Origin of the sequence: Pseudomonas fluorescens Q2-87, assembly GCF_000281895.1 — a bacterium.
Lineage (GTDB): Bacteria > Pseudomonadota > Gammaproteobacteria > Pseudomonadales > Pseudomonadaceae > Aquipseudomonas > Aquipseudomonas fluorescens_S.
Window position 1 is genome coordinate 1411989 of the sequence record NZ_CM001558.1, and the last position, 21407, is coordinate 1433395.

Annotated in this window: 21 protein-coding genes; 10 read left to right on the top strand and 11 right to left on the bottom strand. The window is 61.5% G+C overall.

Annotated elements, in window-relative coordinates:
- Window positions 1-79: 79 nt before the first annotated feature.
- On the bottom strand, window positions 80-2971 hold the full coding sequence (locus PFLQ2_RS21275) for a ribonucleoside-diphosphate reductase subunit alpha (RefSeq protein WP_003178934.1): 2892 nt from the start codon (window positions 2969-2971) through the stop codon (window positions 80-82).
- A 790-nt stretch (window positions 2972-3761) separates the two neighbouring features.
- Between PFLQ2_RS21275 and PFLQ2_RS21270 the strand changes: the two genes are divergently transcribed.
- Together PFLQ2_RS21270 and PFLQ2_RS21265 are read left to right on the top strand one after the other, a co-directional pair.
- Window positions 3762-4484, top strand: coding sequence for a response regulator (locus PFLQ2_RS21270; RefSeq protein WP_003178936.1), 723 nt, complete (start codon window positions 3762-3764; stop codon window positions 4482-4484).
- Window positions 4481-6091, top strand: a complete 1611-nt coding sequence (locus PFLQ2_RS21265) for an ATP-binding protein (protein WP_003178938.1) — start codon at window positions 4481-4483, stop codon at window positions 6089-6091. Before PFLQ2_RS21270 ends, PFLQ2_RS21265 begins: the two co-directional genes overlap by 4 nt.
- A 117-nt stretch (window positions 6092-6208) precedes the next feature.
- On the opposite strand, the gene PFLQ2_RS21260 is transcribed toward PFLQ2_RS21265, so the two are convergent.
- Window positions 6209-6934, bottom strand: coding sequence for a 4'-phosphopantetheinyl transferase family protein (locus PFLQ2_RS21260; protein ID WP_003178941.1), 726 nt, complete (start codon window positions 6932-6934; stop codon window positions 6209-6211).
- 105 nt (window positions 6935-7039) lie between these two features.
- Window positions 7040-7831, bottom strand: a complete 792-nt coding sequence (locus tag PFLQ2_RS21255) for a dienelactone hydrolase family protein (RefSeq protein WP_003178943.1) — start codon at window positions 7829-7831, stop codon at window positions 7040-7042.
- Between the two features lie 152 nt (window positions 7832-7983).
- Between PFLQ2_RS21255 and PFLQ2_RS21250 the strand changes: the two genes are divergently transcribed.
- The 3 genes from PFLQ2_RS21250 to PFLQ2_RS21240 all read left to right on the top strand — a co-directional run bounded on the left by PFLQ2_RS21250 (window position 7984) and on the right by PFLQ2_RS21240 (window position 10707).
- Window positions 7984-8583, top strand: coding sequence for an outer membrane beta-barrel protein (locus tag PFLQ2_RS21250; protein ID WP_003178945.1), 600 nt, complete (start codon window positions 7984-7986; stop codon window positions 8581-8583).
- 103 nt (window positions 8584-8686) lie between these two features.
- Window positions 8687-9364, top strand: a complete 678-nt coding sequence (locus PFLQ2_RS21245) for a response regulator (RefSeq protein ID WP_003178946.1) — start codon at window positions 8687-8689, stop codon at window positions 9362-9364.
- Complete coding sequence (locus tag PFLQ2_RS21240; protein WP_003178948.1) at window positions 9361-10707, top strand: ATP-binding protein; 1347 nt, start codon at window positions 9361-9363, stop codon at window positions 10705-10707. The genes PFLQ2_RS21245 and PFLQ2_RS21240 overlap by 4 nt, the downstream gene beginning before the upstream one ends.
- Window positions 10708-10869: 162 nt before the next feature.
- On the opposite strand, the gene PFLQ2_RS21235 is transcribed toward PFLQ2_RS21240, so the two are convergent.
- The gene (locus PFLQ2_RS21235) at window positions 10870-11868 is read right to left on the bottom strand and encodes an AraC family transcriptional regulator (protein ID WP_003178952.1); all 999 of its coding nucleotides are present in this window, start codon (window positions 11866-11868) and stop codon (window positions 10870-10872) included.
- Between the two features lie 333 nt (window positions 11869-12201).
- On the opposite strand from PFLQ2_RS21235, the gene PFLQ2_RS21230 reads away from it, so the two are divergent.
- Entirely contained in the window at window positions 12202-13554 is a 1353-nt protein-coding gene (locus PFLQ2_RS21230; protein WP_003178954.1) for a dicarboxylate/amino acid:cation symporter, read from the top strand.
- Between the two features lie 207 nt (window positions 13555-13761).
- On the top strand, window positions 13762-14943 hold the full coding sequence (locus PFLQ2_RS21225; protein WP_003178957.1) for a CaiB/BaiF CoA transferase family protein: 1182 nt from the start codon (window positions 13762-13764) through the stop codon (window positions 14941-14943).
- A 123-nt stretch (window positions 14944-15066) separates the two neighbouring features.
- On the opposite strand, the gene PFLQ2_RS21220 is transcribed toward PFLQ2_RS21225, so the two are convergent.
- Window positions 15067-15561 (bottom strand): SprT family zinc-dependent metalloprotease, encoded by a 495-nt coding sequence (locus PFLQ2_RS21220; RefSeq protein WP_003178959.1) that lies wholly within the window; start codon window positions 15559-15561, stop codon window positions 15067-15069.
- 162 nt (window positions 15562-15723) lie between these two features.
- Window positions 15724-16326: a Yip1 family protein gene (locus PFLQ2_RS21215; protein ID WP_003178961.1), complete on the bottom strand. Its 603-nt coding sequence runs from the start codon at window positions 16324-16326 to the stop codon at window positions 15724-15726.
- Between the two features lie 390 nt (window positions 16327-16716).
- Between PFLQ2_RS21215 and ttcA the strand changes: the two genes are divergently transcribed.
- Window positions 16717-17541 (top strand): tRNA 2-thiocytidine(32) synthetase TtcA, encoded by an 825-nt coding sequence (ttcA, locus tag PFLQ2_RS21210; protein WP_003178962.1) that lies wholly within the window; start codon window positions 16717-16719, stop codon window positions 17539-17541.
- 67 nt (window positions 17542-17608) lie between these two features.
- Window positions 17609-18283: a DNA-3-methyladenine glycosylase I gene (locus PFLQ2_RS21205; RefSeq protein ID WP_003178964.1), complete on the top strand. Its 675-nt coding sequence runs from the start codon at window positions 17609-17611 to the stop codon at window positions 18281-18283.
- A gap of 89 nt (window positions 18284-18372) precedes the next feature.
- Here the strand turns inward: PFLQ2_RS21205 and PFLQ2_RS21200 are convergent, their stop codons facing one another.
- The 3 genes from PFLQ2_RS21200 to arsC are packed head-to-tail and all read right to left on the bottom strand — an operon-like array spanning window position 18373 to window position 19746.
- Window positions 18373-18798 (bottom strand): DUF2069 domain-containing protein, encoded by a 426-nt coding sequence (locus PFLQ2_RS21200; RefSeq protein ID WP_003178965.1) that lies wholly within the window; start codon window positions 18796-18798, stop codon window positions 18373-18375.
- Window positions 18791-19396: an NAD(P)H:quinone oxidoreductase gene (gene wrbA / locus PFLQ2_RS21195; protein WP_003178967.1), complete on the bottom strand. Its 606-nt coding sequence runs from the start codon at window positions 19394-19396 to the stop codon at window positions 18791-18793. Before wrbA ends, PFLQ2_RS21200 begins: the two co-directional genes overlap by 8 nt.
- The gene (arsC, locus tag PFLQ2_RS21190; RefSeq protein ID WP_003178969.1) at window positions 19393-19746 is read right to left on the bottom strand and encodes an arsenate reductase (glutaredoxin); all 354 of its coding nucleotides are present in this window, start codon (window positions 19744-19746) and stop codon (window positions 19393-19395) included. The genes wrbA and arsC overlap by 4 nt, the downstream gene beginning before the upstream one ends.
- Before the next feature lie 113 nt (window positions 19747-19859).
- Between arsC and PFLQ2_RS21185 the strand changes: the two genes are divergently transcribed.
- Window positions 19860-20327 (top strand): TlpA family protein disulfide reductase, encoded by a 468-nt coding sequence (locus tag PFLQ2_RS21185; RefSeq protein ID WP_003178970.1) that lies wholly within the window; start codon window positions 19860-19862, stop codon window positions 20325-20327.
- 158 nt (window positions 20328-20485) lie between these two features.
- Here the strand turns inward: PFLQ2_RS21185 and PFLQ2_RS21180 are convergent, their stop codons facing one another.
- Together PFLQ2_RS21180 and PFLQ2_RS21175 are read right to left on the bottom strand one after the other, a co-directional pair.
- Window positions 20486-20890, bottom strand: a complete 405-nt coding sequence (locus PFLQ2_RS21180) for an META domain-containing protein (RefSeq protein WP_003178972.1) — start codon at window positions 20888-20890, stop codon at window positions 20486-20488.
- Entirely contained in the window at window positions 20890-21324 is a 435-nt protein-coding gene (locus tag PFLQ2_RS21175) for a hypothetical protein (RefSeq protein WP_003178974.1), read from the bottom strand. Before PFLQ2_RS21175 ends, PFLQ2_RS21180 begins: the two co-directional genes overlap by 1 nt.
- Window positions 21325-21407 lie beyond the last annotated feature (83 nt).

Consider the following 21407-nt stretch of genomic DNA (forward strand, 5'->3'; position numbering starts at 1 on the left):
ACAAAAGAAAACCCCCGATAAACCAGCGGTCTATCGGGGGTTTCTTCAGCAGGCGTCTTCACACGCCCACCCACTCAGCTTATTGGCAAGCTTCGCAATCCGGCTCGTCGATTGCGCAGGCCTTTGGCACTGGCGCAGGTCCTGCTGGAGCGGCCAGGACCGAGTCGTCACCGTGGTTACCGCCGCTGGAAACAGCGTTCAGCTTGCCGGTGTTGATGGTCGACTTCTCGGTGCTGGTGGCGGCCAGGGCACGGAGGTAGTAGGTGGTTTTCAGGCCACGGTACCAGGCCATGCGGTAGGTCACGTCCAGCTTCTTGCCCGAGGCGCCGGCGATGTACAGGTTCAGCGACTGAGCCTGGTCGATCCACTTCTGGCGACGGCTGGCGGCGTCGACGATCCACTTGGTGTCCACTTCGAACGCGGTGGCATAAAGCTCTTTGAGCTCTTGCGGGATGCGCTCGATCTGCTGCACCGAACCGTCGTAGTATTTCAGGTCGTTGATCATGACCGAGTCCCACAGGCCGCGAGCCTTGAGGTCGCGAACCAGGTACGGGTTGATCACGGTGAATTCGCCCGACAGGTTCGATTTCACATACAGGTTCTGGTAGGTCGGTTCGATCGACTGCGACACGCCAGTGATGTTGGCGATGGTGGCGGTCGGTGCGATGGCCATGATGTTGGAGTTACGGATGCCTTTCTGCACACGGGCGCGAACCGGTGCCCAGTCCAGGGATTCGTTCAGGTCAACGTCGATGTACTTTTGGCCGCGCTGGGCGATCAGGATCTGTTGCGAATCCAGCGGCAGCACGCCTTTGGACCACAGCGAACCCTGGAACGTCTCGTAGGCGCCGCGCTCGTCGGCCAGGTCGCAGGAAGCCTGGATCGCGTAGTAGCTGACCGCTTCCATGGACTTGTCGGCGAACTCGACCGCGGCATCGGAACCGTACGGGATGTGCTGCAGGTACAGCGCGTCCTGGAAGCCCATGATGCCCAGGCCGACCGGACGGTGCTTGAAGTTGGAGTTCTTCGCCTGTGGCACCGAGTAGTAGTTGATGTCGATCACGTTGTCGAGCATGCGCACGGCGGTGTTCACGGTGCGTTGCAGCTTGGCGGTGTCCAGCTTGCCGTCGGTGATGTGGTTCGGCAGGTTGATCGAGCCCAGGTTGCAAACAGCGATCTCGTCCTTGTTGGTGTTCAAGGTGATCTCGGTGCACAGGTTCGAACTGTGGACCACGCCCACGTGCTGCTGCGGGCTGCGCAGGTTGCACGGATCCTTGAAGGTCAGCCATGGGTGGCCGGTCTCGAACAGCATCGACAGCATCTTGCGCCACAGGTCTTTGGCCTGGACGACTTTGAACAGCTTGATCTTGTTGTACTCGGTCAGGGCTTCGTAGTACTCGTAGCGCTCTTCGAAGGCCTTGCCGGTCAGGTCGTGCAGGTCCGGCACTTCCGATGGCGAGAACAGGGTCCACTTGCCGTCATCGAAGACGCGCTTCATGAACAGGTCAGGGATCCAGTTGGCGGTGTTCATGTCGTGGGTACGACGACGGTCATCACCGGTGTTCTTGCGCAGCTCGATGAACTCTTCGATGTCCATGTGCCAGGTTTCCAGGTAGGCACAGACCGCGCCCTTGCGCTTGCCGCCCTGGTTGACCGCTACGGCGGTGTCGTTGACCACTTTGAGGAACGGCACGACGCCCTGGGATTTGCCGTTGGTGCCCTTGATGTACGAGCCCAATGCGCGAACCGGTGTCCAGTCGTTACCCAGGCCGCCGGCAAATTTCGACAGCATGGCGTTGTCGTGGATGGCGCCATAGATGCCCGACAGGTCGTCCGGAACGGTGGTCAGGTAGCAGCTGGAAAGCTGTGGACGCAGGGTGCCGGCGTTGAACAGGGTCGGGGTCGACGCCATGTAGTCGAAGGACGACAACAGGTTGTAGAACTCGATCGCACGGTCTTCGCGCTGCTTCTCTTCGATTGCCAGGCCCATGGCCACGCGCATGAAGAAGATCTGCGGCAGTTCGAAGCGGATACCGTCCTTGTGGATGAAGTAACGGTCGTACAGGGTTTGCAGGCCCAGGTAAGTGAACTGCTGGTCGCGCTCGTGGTTGATCGCCTTGCCGAGTTTTTCCAGGTCGAATTCGGCCAGGACCGGGTTCAGCAATTCGAACTCGATACCCTTGGCGACGTAGGCCGGCAGCGCCTTGGCGTACAGGTCGACCATTTCGTGGTGGGTCGCGCTCTCGGCGACTTCCAGGAAGCTCAGGCCTTCGGCACGCAGGGTGTCCATCAGCAAGCGGGCGGTCACGAAGGAGTAGTTCGGCTCACGCTCGACCAGGGTCCGCGCGGTCATCACCAGGGCGGTGTTGACGTCCTTGAGGGCGACGCCGTCGTAGAGGTTCTTCAGGGTTTCGCGCTGGATCAGGTCGCCGTCGACTTCTTCCAGGCCTTCGCAGGCTTCGGTGACGATGGTGTTCAAGCGGCCCATGTCCAGCGGCGCCAGGCTGCCGTCGGCGCGAGCGATGCGGATCGAAGGGTGGGCCTGGACCGGTGCGTCGGCCGGGGTGCGCGTGGCACGTTCCTTGGCGCGGGAGTCACGGTAGATCACGTAGTCGCGAGCCACTTTCTGCTCGCCGGCGCGCATCAGGGCCAGTTCGACCTGATCCTGGATTTCTTCGATGTGGATGGTGCCGCCCGAGGGCATGCGACGCTTGAAGGTCGCGGTGACTTGTTCGGTCAGGCGGGCCACGGTGTCATGGATTCGCGACGAGGCGGCAGCGGTGCCACCTTCAACTGCGAGGAACGCTTTGGTGATGGCGACGGTGATCTTGTCATCGGTGTAGGGAACGACAGTGCCGTTACGCTTGATCACACGCAATTGGCCCGGCGCGGTGGCGGACAGATCCGGGCTCGAATCGTTGGCCAGCGGCGCGGTGCCCTGCGGGTTCTCGCGAGTTGTGTCGGTGTGCATGGGTGTCTCCACATTCTCTATGTTTGTTTGGGCGCCATTACGGTGCCCACCGTTCCGTCCTGAAGCACTACAACCGACTGGGCGCCGGGCATAACAACTTCGGGACAGTAGGAAGCAGGCGTTTAATGCCGCTTCCATCCGAAGTTCTGAGTTGCGAGCCTGGGCTCGAAACCGGATTGCCAAGGTGGCAGTAATGGACTGCAACACCCGTACCGTTTCGGTCGTTTCGACCTCGAAACAGTTGCCATCCGCAGGGGCGGTCTGGGCTTGGGGAAATGCGATGTATCCGGTGAACAGAAGCAAGAAAAATCGCTTGAATTCTCTGTCCAACTTGTGTTTGGTTTTGGGCCGAAAACCCTACATGTAGGGTTTTTTACGCGGCGGGCTACAAGATAATGCGTTTTGGGGGGTGAATGCAACGTACTACCTGTGGATAAGCCTGTGCGTAATTTGTGTGCGAAACGTGGAACTGCGCTGTAGGCCGCGACCTAGCTGGAGTGGGCTATTTTTCATCGAATTACCGGATCGAAAAACAGCCCCGTGGTTTTTGCGGGCGCGGACATTACCACACTAAACCTGCCGCGACCGAACGCATTTGTTCGCTTGTTTTCTGTGCATCCGGCGTTTATACAATCGGCCCGTGCATGGGCATGTTTATCCTCCTTTAATGTGACAAAAACACGGAGGATCCTATTCGAACCTCTGGAATGGGCATTGTTGTGGCGAGGGATCCATCTGCAAGGGTTGTGGCCATCCGGTCCTTTATTTTCATAACAAGACGAGGCCCCCAGTGGAACAAGAACCCTGGCAGATATTGATCGTCGAAGATGACCAGCGGCTGGCCGAACTGACCCGTGAATACCTTGAGGGCAACGGGCTGCGCGTCGCCATTGAAGGTAACGGTGGGGTGGCGGCGGCGCGGATCATTGCCGAGCAGCCGGACCTGGTGATCCTCGACCTGATGCTTCCCGGCGAGGACGGCCTGAGCATCTGCCGCAAAGTCCGCCAGCAATACGACGGGCCGATCCTGATGCTCACCGCCCGCACCGACGACATCGACCAGATCCAGGGCCTGGACCTGGGCGCCGACGACTACGTCTGCAAACCGGTTCGTCCGCGCTTGCTGTTGGCGCGTATCCAGGCCCTTTTGCGACGCAGCGAGCCGGAGCCGTCCGTGGCGCAAAAGCAGCGACGCCTGCAGTTCGGCCCGCTGGTGGTCGACGATGCCTTGCGCGAAGCCTGGTTGCAGGGCAACGGGATCGAGCTGACCAGTGCCGAGTTCGACCTGCTGTGGCTGCTGGTGTCCAATGCCGGGCGCATCCTGTCCCGGGAAGAAATCTTCACCGCCCTGCGCGGTATCGGCTATGACGGCCAGGATCGCTCCATCGATGTGCGCATCTCGCGCATCCGACCCAAGATCGGCGACGACCCGGACCACCCGCGGCTGATCAAGACCATCCGCAGCAAAGGCTATCTGTTCGTCCCTGAAGCTTGCGTAGACCCGGCGCCGTGAACTCGATCTTCCTGCGTATATATGGCGGCATGTGTGCGGCGCTGGTGTTGGTGGCGGTCCTTGGCGTGCTGGCCCTGCACCTGCTCAACCAGACCCGCAGCGAGCAGTACCGCGAGCGCCTGGCCCACGGCACGTTTTCATTGATGGCCGACAATCTGCGACCAATGAACGACACCGAGCGGCGCCGGGCCCTGTTGGTCTGGGAGCGCCTGCTGGGTATTCCGCTGGCCTTGCAGACCTTCGCCCAGACCGATCTCGACCTCGGCCAGCGCACCCGCGTATTGCGCGGCCAGGCGTTGGTCGAGCAGACGGGGCCGCACGCGGCAAAAGTTTATCGGCTGGTCAACGATGTCGAGCAATTGATGCTGGTGGGGGAAGTCCAGCAGATCAGTGAACAACTGGCCCGGGCGACTATTTACCTGTTGGCCGACGAGCTGGTGCGCTATCCAGTAGCCGAGCAGCCCAAGCGGCTCGCGCAATTGGAGCAGGAGAAAGGCTTCGGCTTCGCGCTGCGGCTCATGACCGCCGAACAGGCGGACATGGACGAAGACCAGCGCCGTCGCGTGTCCGAGGGCGATACGGTGATGGCCTTGGGCAAAGGCGGCGACTCTATCCGGGTGTTCGCCGGCATGGTCGGCACACCGTGGGTGCTGGAGATCGGTCCGCTGTACCAGATGAACCCTTATCCGCCGCAATGGCTGGTGCTGATCGCAGCGCTGGGGCTGAGCCTGATCGGGCTGATCGTCTATCTGTTGGTGCGCCAACTGGAGCGGCGCTTGCGTGGCCTGGAGTCGGCCGCCACGCAAATCGCCCAGGGCAGCCTGGAAACCCGCGTGCCGGCCCGGGGTGCCGACTCGGTCGGGCGCCTGGCGGCAGCGTTCAACGGCATGGCCGAGCACCTTCAGCAACTGTTGGCGATCCAGCGTGAGCTGGTGCGGGCGGTGTCCCACGAATTGCGCACCCCGGTGGCGCGCCTGCGTTTCGGCCTGGAAATGATTGGCAGCGCCACCACGTCCCAGGCCCGCGACAAGTACCTGGCGGGCATGGATCACGATATCGAAGACCTGGATCGGCTGGTGGACGAGATGCTCACCTACGCGCGGCTGGAACAAGGGTCGCCGGCCCTGAACTTCCAGCGGGTGGACCTGGATGCGCTGGTCAATCAAGTGATCGATGAACTTGGGCCGTTGCGGGCCGGGGTCACGGTCGAGCGGGGCCTGTGCCTGTCGGCCGCCGACTGCGACGGTGCCTGGGTCGAGGCCGAGCCACGCTTCCTGCATCGTGCCCTGCAGAACCTGGTGGGCAATGCCATGCGCCACGCCCGTTCACGGGTGACCGTCAGCTACCAGGTGGGCCAGTTGCGCTGTCGGGTGGATGTGGAAGACGACGGGCCTGGCGTGCCGGAGGCGGCGTGGGAGCGGGTCTTCAAGCCTTTCCTGCGCCTGGATGACAGCCGCGCCCGGGCTTCCGGCGGCCACGGTCTGGGGCTTTCAATCGTGCGGCGAATCATTCACTGGCACGACGGCCGGGCGCTGATCGGCAAGAGCAAGAGCCTGGGCGGAGCCTGTTTCAGCTTGAGTTGGCCGAGGCATCAGGATCGGTCTTGAGGGAGGCGGCGCTTGATTGTCCGCCTTCGCGGGCAAGCCCGCTCCCACAGGGTGGACCGCATTTCAAATGTGGGAGCGGGCTTGCTCGCGAAGATGGCCTTTCAGGCGCTGTAAATCTCAGGCCTTGATACTTACCAGGCTCAACAATTGCCCATCCTTGACCCCAAACTGCGCCTGTAATTCACGGCCATGGCGCCATTCGGTCGACAGGTCTGTCAGCAACCGCAGCCGCACCTGCCCGTCATGTGTCCATTCCAGCACCTCGGCATGCTCGAAATAAAAGCGCTGCCCAACGATGGGGTACAGCGCCTTGAACAAGCTTTCCTTTACCGAAAAGGTCAGCGTCACCAACAGGGCCCGGTCTTCACGGGCAAGCGTTGCCATGCGCAGCAGTTCTGGCGGGGTGAGGATTTCACCGGCCAGGCGTTCGGCGCGCTCGGGATCGAGCAGGTTTTCCAGGTCCATGCCCAGTCCGTACCAGTCACTTTTTCGGGCGACGATGGCCGCCGCACGGCCGGTGCTGTGGGTGATGGAGCCGCTGACATGGGCCGGCCACACCGGCGCGCGGTCTTCGCCGATGGCCGGAACGCAGGGCTGGCCGTCAAGCCGTTGCAAGGCCGCCCGGGCGCAGATCCGACCGGCCAGGAACTCTGCCTGACGCTTGGCCACCGAACGCTGGATGCTCGGCGGCGGCTCGATGGCACTGTTCGAAAAGTCTTTGCCGGTCAGCAACTGCGAATCGAAGCGAGTGCTCAGCAGCACTGTACCGGGCAGGACTTCAGGCAACAGCCAGAGGTCATCCAGGGGCGAGCAGCAGGCGGGCAGGTCGGGGAGTGCGTTCATGCCCGGCATTTTGCCGGGTTGGCTTGAGACTGGGTAGTGGGGGGAGCCTGATGGGTGAGATCAGGCTTTGTGCGGCGAGGGAGCAAGCTCCCTCAGGGTTAGGTGTTAGCCGAAGATTTTCTTGAAAAACGCCTTCATGTCCGCCCAGGATTTTTCATCGGCTTGCTTGTTGTAGCCAATGTCCGGCCCGCCATGTTCACCGTGGCTCAGGCGGTCGGCGTCCGGGTTGCTGAAGCCGTGCTTGGCGCCTTCGAGGCTGACGAATTTATAGTCGGCCCCGGCCTTGTCCATCTCGCCCTTGAAGGCGGTGACGTTGTCTTCGGTGACCATGCTGTCCAGCGCGCCATGCTCCACCAGGATTTTGGCCTTGACGCTGCCGGGCGTGGCCGGGGTATTGGTCACCAGCGCACCGTGGAAACTCACCACACCGGCCAGCGGAACACCCTGGCGCGCGGCGTCCAGTACCACTTTGCCGCCGAAGCAGTAACCGATGGCCGCCAGTTTGTCCGGATCGGTCTGGGGTTGTTTCGTCAACAGGTCGAGCCCGGCCTGGAAGCGCGCGCTGGCCGCCTTGCCGTCCTTGAGCGCTGCCTGCATGAATGCCATGGCGTCCTTGGGGTGCTCGGTGTTCTTGCCGTCGCCGTACATGTCGATGGCCAGGGCGCTGTAGCCGAGGCCGGCGAGGTCACGGGCGCGGCGCTTGGCGTAATCGTTCAGGCCCCACCACTCATGCACCACTACCACGCCCGGGCGCGGCCCTTTGACGGCATCGTCGTAGGCGTAGTAACCGATCAGCTTGGTGCCGTCGGCACTGGTGTAGGGGATCTCCTGGGTCTGGATGGCGGCGTGGCTCGCGCCGCTTAACGCCAGAAGTACTACAGCAAGCAACCTGCGCATGGTGGATCTCCTTGAAAAACCGATTTGTGAGGCAAGACACTTTAGCCGATTCATTCAGCGCAGGTTCAGAGAGCGTTCAAGGGGTGTTCAGGGAGCGCTGGTTAACGTGGCTGCGACTTCACACATTACCCACGCTTCAAAGGAGCTTGACCATGACGCACATGAAAAAACTGCTGCTGGCCTTTACCGTACTGGGCGCCAGCGCCATGGCCCACGCCGATGACAATTTCGCCAGCCTGACCCTTGGCCAGACCAGCGACAAGGTCAAGAAATCCAATGCCCTGAACGACAATCTGAACCACCCGAACGCCGATGGCATCATTGGCAAGGACTCCACCTATGGCGTTCGCCTGGGCAAGCAAAACGACCAGGGCCGCTACTACGCGACCTACGACAACGTCTCGGGGACTCATAACGGCATCAAGCTGCGGCAGGAAAACCTGCTGGGCAGCTACGATGTGTTTTATCCGGTCACCAGCAGCACCAAACTGTTCGGCGGTGGCACGGCGGGCGTGACCAAACTGACCCAGGATTCGCCGGGCTTCAGCCGCGACAGCGACATTGGTTACGCAGTGGGCTTACAAGGGGGCGTGTTGCAGCAAATTTCGCAAAACACCTCGGTGGAACTGGGGTACCGTTACCTGCGCAGCAACGCCAGCACCGAGATGAGCCCCCATGGCGGCGACAAGGTCGGTTCGCTGGACCTGACCAGCAGCGCCCAGACTTACCTGTCCGCCAACTACACGTTCTAAGCGGCTGAGGGTGAGCGTATCCAGCCGGATCGGCCAACGACGATCCGGCGTCTTACGTTGAGGTGCGCAACACTGGATTGTTTGATTTGCCTGGGGAGGCTTCATGAAATTACTGGTCGTCGAAGACGAAGCGCTGTTGCGTCATCATCTGCAAACCCGTCTTACCGACAGCGGCCATGTGGTGCAGGCCGTGGCCAATGCCGAGGAAGCCTTGTACCAGGTCGGTGAATTCAACCACGATCTGGCGGTGATCGACCTGGGCTTGCCGGGCATCAGCGGGCTCGAGCTCATCCGCCGCCTGCGGTCCCAGGACAAGACATTTCCGATCCTGATACTGACCGCCCGTGGCAACTGGCAGGACAAGGTCGAAGGCCTGGCTGCCGGAGCCGATGACTATGTGGTCAAGCCGTTCCAGTTCGAAGAACTGGAAGCCCGGTTGAATGCGCTGTTGCGTCGCTCCAGCGGTTTCACCCAATCGACCATCGTCGCCGGCCCGCTGTCGCTGGACCTCAACCGCAAGCAGGCGTCCCTGGGCGAGGAACCGCTGGCGTTGACCGCCTACGAATACCGCATTCTTGAATACCTGATGCGTCACCACCAGCAGGTGGTCGCCAAGGACCGCTTGATGGAGCAGCTTTACCCCGATGACGACGAGCGCGACCCCAATGTCATCGAAGTGCTGGTCGGGCGCCTGCGCCGCAAACTCGAAGCCCCGGCCGGCTTCAAGCCGATCGATACCGTGCGTGGCCTGGGTTACCTGTTCAACGAGCGCTGCCAGTGATTCGTTCGCTACGGCTGCGGTTGATGCTGGCGGCCATGACCCTGGCGGTGCTGTTCATGCTGGCGCTGCTGCCAGCCATGCAAGGCGCGTTCAGCCTGGCATTGCAGGAATCCATCGAGCAACGGCTGGCCTCGGACGTGACCACGCTGATTTCCGCCGCCCGAGTGGAAAACAATCGGTTGAAGATGCCGGAGCAATTGCCCGATGAGCGCTTCAACCTCGCCGATGCTCGCCTGCTTGGCTATATCTATGACCGCGAGGGACGGCTGGTCTGGCGCTCGAAGGCGACTCAGGAAGAGAACATCAACTACACCCCGCGCTATGACGGCCAGGGCAACCAGTTCGCGCGTATCCGTGAAAACAACGGCCAGGAATTTTTTGTCTATGACGTCGAGATCAAGCTGCTCGGCGGTCAGAATGCGGCGTTCAGCATCGTCACCCTGCAACCGGTTCGCGACTACGAAGTGACCCTGCAAGGGCTACGGGACAACCTTTACCTGGGCTTCGGCGCGGCTCTGCTGGTGTTGCTGGCCCTGTTGTGGATCGGCCTGACGTGGGGCCTGCGGGCGCTGCGGCGCTTGAGCCAGGAGCTGGATGAAATCGAAAGCGGCACCCGGGAAAGCCTCAGCACCGAGCATCCTCGGGAGCTGTTGCGCCTGACCGGTTCCCTCAACCGCCTGCTGTACAGCGAGCGCGAGCAGCGCAGCCGCTATCGTGACTCCCTCGATGACCTGGCCCACAGCCTGAAGACCCCGCTGGCGGTGCTGCAGGGTGTCAGCGAAGACATGGCCCGGCGCCCCGGGGAACGTGGGCAAGCCTGGGTGTTGCAAACCCAGATCGAACGCATGAGCCAGCAGATCGGCTACCAGCTGCAGCGCGCCAGCCTGCGCAAAAGCGGGCTGGTGCGCCATCAGGTGCGATTGCGCCCGGTGCTGCAAAGCCTGTGCGACACCTTGGACAAGGTCTATCGCGACAAACAGGTGCATGTGGTTTTCGATCTGCCGGAACACTGCCAGGTGCCGATCGAGCAGGGCGCTTTACTGGAAATGCTTGGCAATCTGCTGGAAAACGCTTACCGGCTATGCCTGGGCGAAGTCCGCGTCAGTGTGCACCAGACCCTCGGCGGCACCGAGTTGAGCATTGAAGACGACGGGCCGGGTGTGCCGCCGGATCAGCGCGCGCGGATTCTCCAGCGTGGCGAACGGCTTGACCGCCAGCACCCGGGACAGGGCATCGGCCTGGCGGTGGTCAAGGACATCATCGAGAGCTACGGCGCCCAGTTGACCCTGGGGGATTCGGAGCTGGGCGGGGCGGCGTTTCGGATTCATTTTCCGGCGGTGTGACAGAAATTTTTCCGGTGCTTGCTGGCCCCTGTGGCGAGGGAGCTTGCTCCCGCTCGATTGCGCAGCAATCGCAAAAAAACGGGGCCGCTGCGCAGCCCAGCGGGAGCAAGCTCCCTCGCCACGGGCACCGGTAGATACACCGAAAAAGTTAAACGTGATGACTCAGCTCTCCCGTTCCCGATAAGCACCCGGCGTCACCCCTGTCCACTTCTTGAACGCCCGGTGGAACGCCGACGGCTCCGAGAACCCCAGTTGCTCGGCAATCTGCTGCAACGACAGGTCCGCGCGGCCCAGATGGTAGATGGCGATATCCCGCCGCAGCTGGTCCTTGAGCTCCTGGAAGCTGGTGCCTTCTTCGCGCAAATGCCGGCGCAACGTCTGCGGACTGATGTGCAAATGAGCGGCGACAGTCTCCAGGTCAGGCCAGCGATCCGTGTCGCGGCTCAACAGGCGGCGCAATTGGCTGCTCAGGCTATGGCCGTCGTCCGGGCGCGACAGCAGGTCGGCGGGGGAGCGTTCGAGAAAATGCTTGAGGGTCCGCTCGTCTTGCAGCAGCGGCATATCCAGGTAGCGGCTGCGGAATAACAGGCTGGTGTCCGGCGCGTCGAACACCAGCGGGCAGGGAAACAGCAAGTCGTATTCGGCGCCGTGGGCGGGCTTGGTGTAGCCGAAGGTCGCTTGCTCCAGGACGATGCGCTGGCCGATCAGCCAACTGGCGAGGCGATGCCAGACCACCAGCAGGCTTTCACTCAGGAAGTGATCCGGGTCCTGCAGCGTCGATTCGTCCAGCACCAGGCGCACCCGTTCACCTTCGCTCACCAGCGTCAGACGCGGGGCATCGGCGAACAGGCTGTAGAACAACAGGCCGCGTTGAAGCGCTTTTTCCAGGGTGCGACAGTGGATCAACGCGTGGCACATCATCGCGAATGTCCCCGGTTTACTCGGGGCCTGGCCGAAGCCCAGGTATTCATCATCAAGGCTTTGCCACAGCGCTTGCAGCAGCCGGGCGAACTGTTCCGGCGCGATTCGCGCGCGCGGTTCGTCCAGCAGTTCCGGGCTGATGCCCAGTTGTTGCAGCAAGGGTAAATAGTCGAACCCTTGCCGGCGCGCACCGCCCAGGGCGGCGCGGGCGAAGTGACTGGCGATCGTGCGTTGGCGCATGGCAGAAATCCGTCCGTTCAAGCGCGCGATGGTAGCAGGGGCTCGACGCTCGGCAAGGCGGATATCCGCCAAATCCTGGAGCTGCAAGCAGGCCATTGGCGGAAATTCGCCACTTGCACGCCTTGTTTAACACCCATGTGAAATCCGCCAAGCCGTCTGCTATACCGGATGTAGGACGTTTGTTGAAAATGGCACGCGGTTTGCGATGCGTTACGTAGGTCTGCCGCGTGCAGCCGACAAAACAAATCCCTCCAGTTGCAGGAGGGTTCGCAATTAAGGTGCCGTGGACGACAGGTGGAAGTCGTCGAACGGGACTCTTGAGGAAGGTTTGCCATGACGACTCGTCAGCCACTGTACAAATCCCTGTATTTCCAGGTGATCGTAGCCATTGCCATCGGTATTTTGCTCGGCCACTTCTACCCGCAGACCGGCGTTGCCCTCAAGCCATTCGGCGACGGCTTCATCAAACTGATCAAAATGGTCATCGCCCCGATCATCTTCTGTACCGTCGTCAGCGGCATCGCCGGCATGCAGAACATGAAATCGGTCGGCAAGACCGGCGGCTACGCGCTGCTGTACTTCGAAATCGTTTCCACCATCGCCCTGCTGATCGGCCTGGTCGTGGTCAACGTCGTGCAACCGGGCAACGGCATGCACATCGACGTGTCGACCCTGGACACCAGCAAGATCGCCGGTTTCATCTCGGCCGGTAAAGACCAAAGCATCATCGCCTTCATCCTCAACGTGATTCCGAACACCATCGTCGGCGCATTCGCCAACGGCGACATCCTGCAAGTGCTGATGTTCTCGGTGATCTTCGGTTTCGCCCTGCATCGCCTGGGTGCCTACGGCAAGCCGGTGCTGGACTTCATCGATCGCTTCGCCCACGTGATGTTCATCATCATCAACATGATCATGAAGCTGGCGCCACTGGGTGCTTTCGGTGCCATGGCGTTCACCATCGGCGCCTACGGTGTCGGTTCGCTGGTGCAACTGGGCCAGTTGATGATCTGCTTCTACATCACCTGTGTGGTGTTCGTGCTGGTCGTGCTGGGCGCCATCTGCCGCGCTCACGGCTTCAGCGTCGTCAAGCTGATTCGCTACATCCGTGAAGAACTGTTGATCGTGCTGGGTACTTCCTCCTCCGAATCGGCCCTGCCGCGCATGCTGATCAAGATGGAGCGCCTGGGTGCCAAGAAATCGGTCGTGGGCCTGGTTATCCCGACTGGCTACTCGTTCAACCTCGACGGTACTTCGATCTACCTGACCATGGCCGCGGTGTTCATCGCCCAGGCCACTGACACCCCGATGGACCTGACTCACCAGATCACCCTGTTGCTGGTGCTGCTGCTGTCCTCCAAAGGCGCTGCGGGCGTGACCGGCAGTGGCTTCATCGTGCTGGCGGCGACCCTGTCGGCCGTGGGCACCTTGCCGGTGGCCGGCCTGGCGCTGATCCTCGGTATCGACCGCTTCATGTCCGAAGCCCGCGCCCTGACCAACCTGGTGGGCAACGCTGTCGCGACCATCGTGGTTGCCAAGTGGGTCAAGGAGCTGGACGAAGATCAACTGCACACTGAGCTGGCTTCCGGTGGTCGCGGTATCTCCGATGTTCGTGAAGATGACGAGCAGATCGCGGCGGCGCAGATTGCGGCGGCTGAAACCTCTACTTCCGGCGCTGTGAAGTAATCTTCAGGCTCTAATGAAAAACCCGCTTCGGCGGGTTTTTTATTGGCTCAATTTTGAAGCCTGCGTGCTTCTGTGGCGAGGGAGCAAGCTCCCTCGCCACAATGGGGTTCACACTGAGCGCAATGGTCATCCCCAGTGACACCTGTGGTAATTGCCTCGCCGCAAACGCCTGCCTAGTCTTTAGCCATTGTCCCTAGGAGATTGCCCATGCAAGGCCCACTGGCATCGCTCAAGGTTCTGGATTTCTCGACCCTGTTGCCTGGCCCGTTCGCCTCGCTGCTATTGGCGGACATGGGCGCCGAGGTGTTGCGCATCGAATCACCGACTCGCCCGGACCTCTTGCGAATACTGCCGCCCCATGACCAAGGGGTCTCGGCCAGCCACGCCTATCTCAACCGCAACAAGCGCAGCCTTGCGCTGGACCTCAAGCAGCCGCAAGCGCTGGAAGTGATCAGGCAATTGCTGGGGGGCTACGACATTCTCTTGGAACAGTTTCGCCCTGGCGTGATGGAGCGGCTGGGGCTGGGGTACGAAACCCTGAAGGCGATCAATCCCCGGCTGATCTACGTTTCAATCACCGGCTACGGCCAGACCGGGCCCTACAAGGATCGCGCCGGCCATGACATCAACTACCTGGCCCTGGCGGGCCTGGCCAGCCACACCGGCCGTGCCGACAGCGGCCCGTTGCCATTGGCGATCCAGGCGGCGGACATAGCCGGTGGGTCGTTGCACGGGGTGATCGGCCTGCTGGCGGCGGTGATTGCCCGTCAGCAGACCGGGCAAGGCCAGCACCTGGACGTCAGCATGACCGATTGCGTGTTCAGCCTGAACGCCATGGCCGGTGCCGGCTACCTGGCCTGCGGTGTGGAGCCGGGTCCGGAAAACCAACTACTCAATGGCGGCAGTTTCTACGACTACTACCGCACCCGGGACGGACGCTGGATGTCCGTGGGTAGCCTGGAGCCGGCGTTCATGCTGGCTTTGTGCGAAGCCCTCGGGCGACCGGAGTTGGCGGCCCATGGCTTGTCGCCGAAACCCGAGCAGCAACGCACGCTCAAGCAGGCCTTGCAAACCGAGTTCGAGAAGCATGATTTCACCGAGCTTTGCCGTCTGTTTGCGCAGATCGATGCTTGCGTCGAGCCGGTCCTGAGCCTGGAAGAAGCCATAGGGCACCCGCAATTGCGAGCCCGGGACGTGGTGACCCAGGTGCCTCGGGGCGACGGTTCGAGCCAGACGCAGATGGCCTGCCCACTGAAGTTTTCCGAAGGGCTGCCCGAGCCTCGGCATATTGGCGCGGGGTTGGGGGAACACACCGACCAGGTGCTGGGGGAGTTGGGGTTCAGTGCGCAGCGGATTGCCGAGTTGCGGGCTGTTGGGGTGGTTTTGTAGTGTTCTTCAGGGCCTCTTCGCGAGCAAGCCCGCTCCCACACTGGACCTTTGGCGTCCACAACTCCCCTACTGTGGGAGCGGGCTTGCTCGCGAAGAGGCCAGCCCAGGCGCCACCTAAACCTGCTACTCCACCCGCGTCTCCCCGCTGAACACCAAGGTATTGCGGCAACTGCGGCACAGATACCGTCGCCCCTGGCGCACCAGGCTGTGGCGCTGGGCCGAGAACGGGAAATCACTGCCATCGCACGGGCATTTGTAGATGTAGCGGGTCACACTGCGGCGTTTGATTGCGTAGGTGTGGCAACGGTTGGGCGGTAGTTCGTAGACCCCGCGCATGATCAGTTGCCACTCTTCGCCGTGGGCCTGGATACGGTCGCCAAACAATTGATGAGCGATCAGGTGCGCGACTTCGTGGGCGACGGTCTGCTTGAGGAAGTCTTCGGCGTTTTCTTGGTACAACTGTGGATTGAAGCGCAACAGATTTTCATGCAGGTGCGCGACACCGGCCTTCTGGCCACGCAATTTGAAGCTGACCACTGGGCGTTTGAAAGGACGTTTGAAAAAGGATTCGGCTTGTTGGTAACACTCTTCGACGCGGGTATTGAGTTGCTCAAGCATGCTTTACGGGTCTCCAGAAACCCGAGTATGCCGCAAGCCTTCAGCGTTGCGAATCGCTCAGGCGCCCAGCGGTCATTTTTCCAGGGGCTCAAACACAGAAAGGCCGCCTTGCGGCGGCCTGTGCGGGCAGATCTGTTCTTTTTGTGAGAGAGCCTCGGTTGTTCAGTTGGTATAGACCGGGCCGACGCCCAGCCCCCAGACGATCACCGTGAATGCCATGATTGCCACCAGCACCACCAGGCCAACGGCCAGCACTGAACTGGAGAACAGGAAGCCTTCATCCTGCGGAATATTCATGAAGGTGGGCAGGCCGACGTAAAGCAAATAGACCGTGTAGCAGATAGCTGCCGTGCCGACGATCATCCCCAGCCACATGTGTGGGTAGAGCGCCGCCAGGCCGCCGATGAACAGCGGTGTCGCGGTGTAGGTGGCGAACGCGACGCAACGGGCCAGGCTCGGGTTGGCGTCGTAGGTACGGGCCATCCAGTGGATGAAAGCGCCCATCACCGCCACACCGCCCAACATGGCCAGGTAGGACATGACGGTCATCCACAGCGCGCTTTCCTGGGTCAGCATCACCGGTGGGCGATTGCCGATGACCCATCCCACCTGGGTGGTGCCGATGAACGCCGATATCGCGGGGATGGCCGCCAGGATCAGCGTGTGGGTGAGGTACATGTGGCTGATGCTTTCCTCCTGATCGCCACGGATGTCTTTCCATTCTTGATCAGGGTGGGTAAAGAGCCCCACGACATGATGGATCATAGCCAGTCACTCCTTTGTTATTGCCATCGCCCCCCAACGGAGCGCCTACGGGCCAAGGTGGCCAAGTAAGTAAAGGTCTGAATATGTGTGCGACCTTATGTCGCAGTATAGAAAGGAGTTATCGCCAGGGGGATGGGTGGCTTAGAGCAAATCGCGCTGTAAAAAAGCTGCCTAATCGCGGCTTGATCTGTGTCCCCAACCCTACGGCCCAAGAGGTCCCCCCGTGGCGAGGGAGCTTGCTCCCGCTCGGTTGCGCAGCGACCGCAAAATCTTAGGGCTGCTGCGCACCCCAGCGGGAGCAAGCTCCCTCGCCACCCGGGGGGCGGTGCCATACCGGAGGTTTTTTGCGTAAAATGCCGCCCTTTCGTCACACCTCACGGATTTCGCGTCATGGGCACTCTTACGGTCAACCAGAACAAACTGCAAAAGCGCCTGCGCCGCCTGGCCGGTGAGGCGGTCGCCGATTTCAATATGATCGAGGACGGCGACAAGGTCATGGTCTGCCTGTCCGGCGGCAAGGACAGCTACACCTTGCTTGATGTGCTGATGCACCTGCAGAAGGTGGCGCCGATCAAGTTCGACATCGTCGCGGTGAACATGGACCAGAAGCAGCCCGGGTTTCCCGAGCATGTGCTGCCGGCGTACCTCGAATCGCTCGGCGTGGAATATCACATCGTCGAAAAAGACACCTATTCGGTGGTCAAGGAACTGATCCCCGAAGGCAAGACCACCTGTTCGCTGTGTTCGCGCCTGCGGCGCGGAACCCTCTATACCTTCGCCGATGAGATCGGGGCGACCAAGATGGCCCTGGGTCACCACCGCGATGACATCGTCGAGACGTTCTTCCTGAACATGTTCTACAACGGCTCGCTCAAGGCCATGCCGCCCAAGCTGCGTGCCGATGACGGGCGCAACGTGGTGATCCGCCCGCTGGCGTATTGCAACGAAAAAGATATCCAGGCGTATTCGGACTTCAAGCAATTCCCGATCATCCCCTGCAACTTGTGCGGCTCCCAAGAGAACTTGCAGCGCCAGGTGGTCAAGGAAATGCTCCAGGAGTGGGAGCGCAAGACCCCAGGACGTACCGAGAGCATCTTCCGTGGCTTGCAGAACGTCATCCCGTCGCAACTGGCGGACCGCAACCTGTTCGACTTTACCAACCTGCGCATCGACGAAAACGCCACGCCGCGGTTCGTCAACGTGGTGAACCTCTGACGCTTGCGACAGCTTCCATACACGGCGCTTGCGAGCGCCGTTTTCATTTTGAACCCCAGGAGAGGGCATGCGCGATTACAAGTGGCTGCACGAGTATTGTCTGAACCGTTTCGGTTCGGCGGCTGAACTGGAAGCCCACCTGCCGGTGCCCAAGACCCCGGCGCAATTGCGCAAGATCAGCGACGACCGCTATCTCTCGACCATGGCGCTGAGGGTGTTCCGCGCGGGTCTCAAGCACAGCCTGGTGGACGCCAAGTGGCCGGCATTCGAAGAAGTGTTCTTCAAATTCGATCCGGAAAAGGTCGTGCTCATGAGCGCCGAACACTTGGAGCGACTGATGCAAGATGCGCGGATCATCCGCCACCTGGGCAAGCTCAAGAGCGTGCCGCGCAACGCGCAACTGATATTGGATGTGGCCCATGAAAAGGGCAGTTTCGGCGCGCTGGTGGCTGACTGGCCAGTGACTGATATCGTGGGCCTGTGGACCTATCTGAAAAAACACGGCCATCAGATGGGCGGTCACTCGGCGCCGCGCTACTTGCGGATGATGGGCAAGGACACCTTTACGTCCAGTTATGACGTAGTGGCAGCGCTCAATGCCCAGGACATCATCGACAAAGTCCCCACCAGCCAGCGGGACCTGGCGGTGATGCAGAATGCTTTCAACCAGTGGCATGAAGAGAGTGGGGGAAGGCCCATGAGCCAGATATCGATGATGCTGGCGTATACCGTCAATCATTGAGGCCGCGTCGCGCCCTTCGCGAGCAGGCTCGCTCCCACAGAGGCGTGCATTTCAAATGTGGGAGCGAGCCTGCTCGCGATAGCGGTGTATCAGGCGACAGAAATCTCGCCTTCCCCCGCCAGCCGCCGGTTCAACTGAAACCGCCAGCGCACATACAGCAAGGCCGAGCAGAACACCGCCACGCTCGCCATCATTTCAAGCACGCCGAACCACTGCCGGTTCGGGTCATAGGCCGCCAGCGCGCCCTTGATGAAATACAGGTTCACCACAAAGCACATCCACGAATGCCCGCGAGCGCTGCCGATGAGCATGCCTGGCGCCAGGATCAGCAACGGCACCAGTTCAATCAGCAGAATGACCCAGGGCCTTGCGCCGTGCAGGTCGGCGACCAACAGGTAATAAGCACTGAGCAAACCCACCAGCCCGAGAAAGCACAGCAGGCTGACGACGCGGGCGATGCGTACGCGCGGCTCCAGCCACTCCAAGGGCGGCAGGATTTTCGGCTTCTTAGCCACGGCCGTTCTCCAGCAGATGCGCGGTTTTCGCCAAGCGCGAGCCCAGGGCCCGGCACAGGGCGATCTCGTGCTCGTTCAGGCCGCTTTTGCCGTCGGCACCGGCGTGATGGCTCGGGCCATACGGCGTACCGCCACCCACGGTATCGATCAAGGCCGATTCGCTGTAGGGCAGGCCGGTGATCAGCATGCCGTGATGCAACAGCGGCAGCATCATCGACAGCAGGGTGGTTTCCTGGCCGCCGTGAAGGCTGGCGGTGGAAGTGAACACCCCGGCGGGCTTGCCCACCAGGGCGCCGGTCAGCCAGAGATTGCTGGTACCGTCGAGAAAGTATTTCAGCGGCGCGGCCATATTGCCGAAACGGGTCGGGCTGCCCAGCGCAAGTCCGGCGCAGTTTTTCAGGTCGTCGAGGCTGGCGTACAGCGGGCCTTGCTCAGGAATGTCCGGTGACACTGCTTCGCACTCGGTGGAAATCGCCGGCACCGTGCGCAGCCTGGCTTCCAGCCCGGCCTGCTCGATGCCGCGGGCGATCTGCCTGGCCATCTCATTGGTGGAGCCGCTGCGGCTGTAATACAACACCAGGATGTACGGCGTGGTCACGGCAGGATCTCCAGGATCTTCTCCGGTGGACGACCGATCATGGCCTTTTCACCGGATTCGAGAATCGGTCGCTCCATGAGCTTCGGGTGGGCGGCGATAGCGGCGATCAACTGGGCCTGGCTCAGGCTTTGGTCGGCCAGGTTCAGCGTTGCGTACTCCTCTTCGCCGGTACGCAGCAATTGCCGGGCGGTGATGCCGAGCTTGCCCAGGAGACGTTCGAGCTGCGTGGCGTCGAGCGGGGTTTCCAAGTAGCGGACCACCGTGGGCGTCAGGCCGCGGGCCTCCAGCAGTTCCAGCGCACCGCGGGATTTCGAGCAGCGCGGGTTGTGATAAAGCGTCAGATCGGTCATGAGCGGGTCGCATCTTGCGTAAGGTGGCGGCTATTCTACTGTGCCGCGAGGCCTTGAGCACATCGAGAGGCGATCGGTCGCGGCAGCGTTCACATTCAGACAAGGACTGGCACATGGCAAGGCGATTGACGGCGGCACTGACATTCATGGGCATCTTGTTGCTCGCCGGCTGCGGGAACGACTACGGCGTGGACCAGAACGGCCAGGCGATCGCCTCGCAACGGCTGGACAAGCAATGGGTAGTGCTCAATTACTGGGCAGAGTGGTGCGCGCCATGTCGCACCGAAATCCCGGAGTTCAATGCCCTGGCTGAGCAGCTCAAGGGGCGCAACGTCGGCGTGTTCGGGGTCAATTTCGACCAGGTGCAGGGCGAAGAACTCAAGAGTGCCAGTGACAAGATGGGGATTGGCTTCACGGTGCTGGCCCGCGATCCCGCGGAAATCTTCGACCTGCCTCGCAGCGAAGGGCTGCCGGTGACGTACATCATCGATAACCAGGGCAAGGTGCGCGAGCAGTTGCTGGGGGAGCAGACCGCAGCGGGGGTGATGGCGAAGCTAGAGGCGTTGCAGGCGCTTGAATAACCCCGGTTTCGGCAGATGGCTTTATGTGGCGAGGGAGCTTGCTCCCGCTGGACTGCGCAGCAGGCCCCTGCGTCCTTTCCGACACTGGGGTGACAGATACATTTTGGGGCTGCTTCGCAGCCCAGCGGGAGCAAGCTCCCTCGCCACAGGGGGCAGTCTCAGCCTTCCTCCAACCACCAGCGCAGCGGCTTGCCCTGGGCTGGCCAGAAGCGCATTTGCTCGATGGGCGAGACGTCCCAGCGTTCGACCTTTTCCAACGCCTGCAAGAAGCGCGTCTCTTGCTCCATCACCGCCGGGGCACACAGCTTGCGGGTGCTGCCGACCTTGCCGAAGCTCAAGCGATGGCCTTCCAGGGTATAGGGGGCGAACCAGTGGTTGCAGCCGCCGTTGCCATAGGCCCGGCCGTCATCGCCAAGCGTAATGGTCAGGTGGCTGTAGTCCATCAATGGCCGTTCACCGATCCATTCCAGGATGTAGCTGCGGTTGTGCTGCAGTTGCACCGGTTCGGCAGCGCAACCCATCAGACCGGCGCTGATCAGCGCCGCCAGGGCCAAACGTTTCATCAGGCCGCTTCCTGGCATTTGGGGCACAGGTGCTTTTCGCCGACGGTGGTCCAACCCAGTTCGGCGATGCGCGCGCTGGCCGCCGGCTTCTGGGCCTTGACGCCGAGCTTGGCATCGACGGCGAATTCGAAGCTCAGTGCCTTGGCGCAACCGTCACAGTTGACCTCCCAGGTATGGATCGCCAGTTCGCCAAATACCGGACCGGTGGTCATGGCGGTCCACTGGCCCATGGGTTTGAGCAAGTGCCGGACGGTGTCCACGGTCAGGCGCATGGACAAATCCTTGCTGCCCTTGAGGGTAACGAGCAATACATCGTTGGCCTGGATCGAACCGCCATTACCGGTGACCTGATAGCGGCCCGGCGCCAGGGCGCGGACTTCGGTCAGGGTGTGCTGGGGGTTCATCAGGGTGTAGCGGAAATCGTGTTCGGCCATGGGTCCTCCAAATAGGCGCGACATGCTAGCACGGGGCATGGCTGGGGATGGTCTTGATGCCGGCCAACCATAGAGCTGACCGA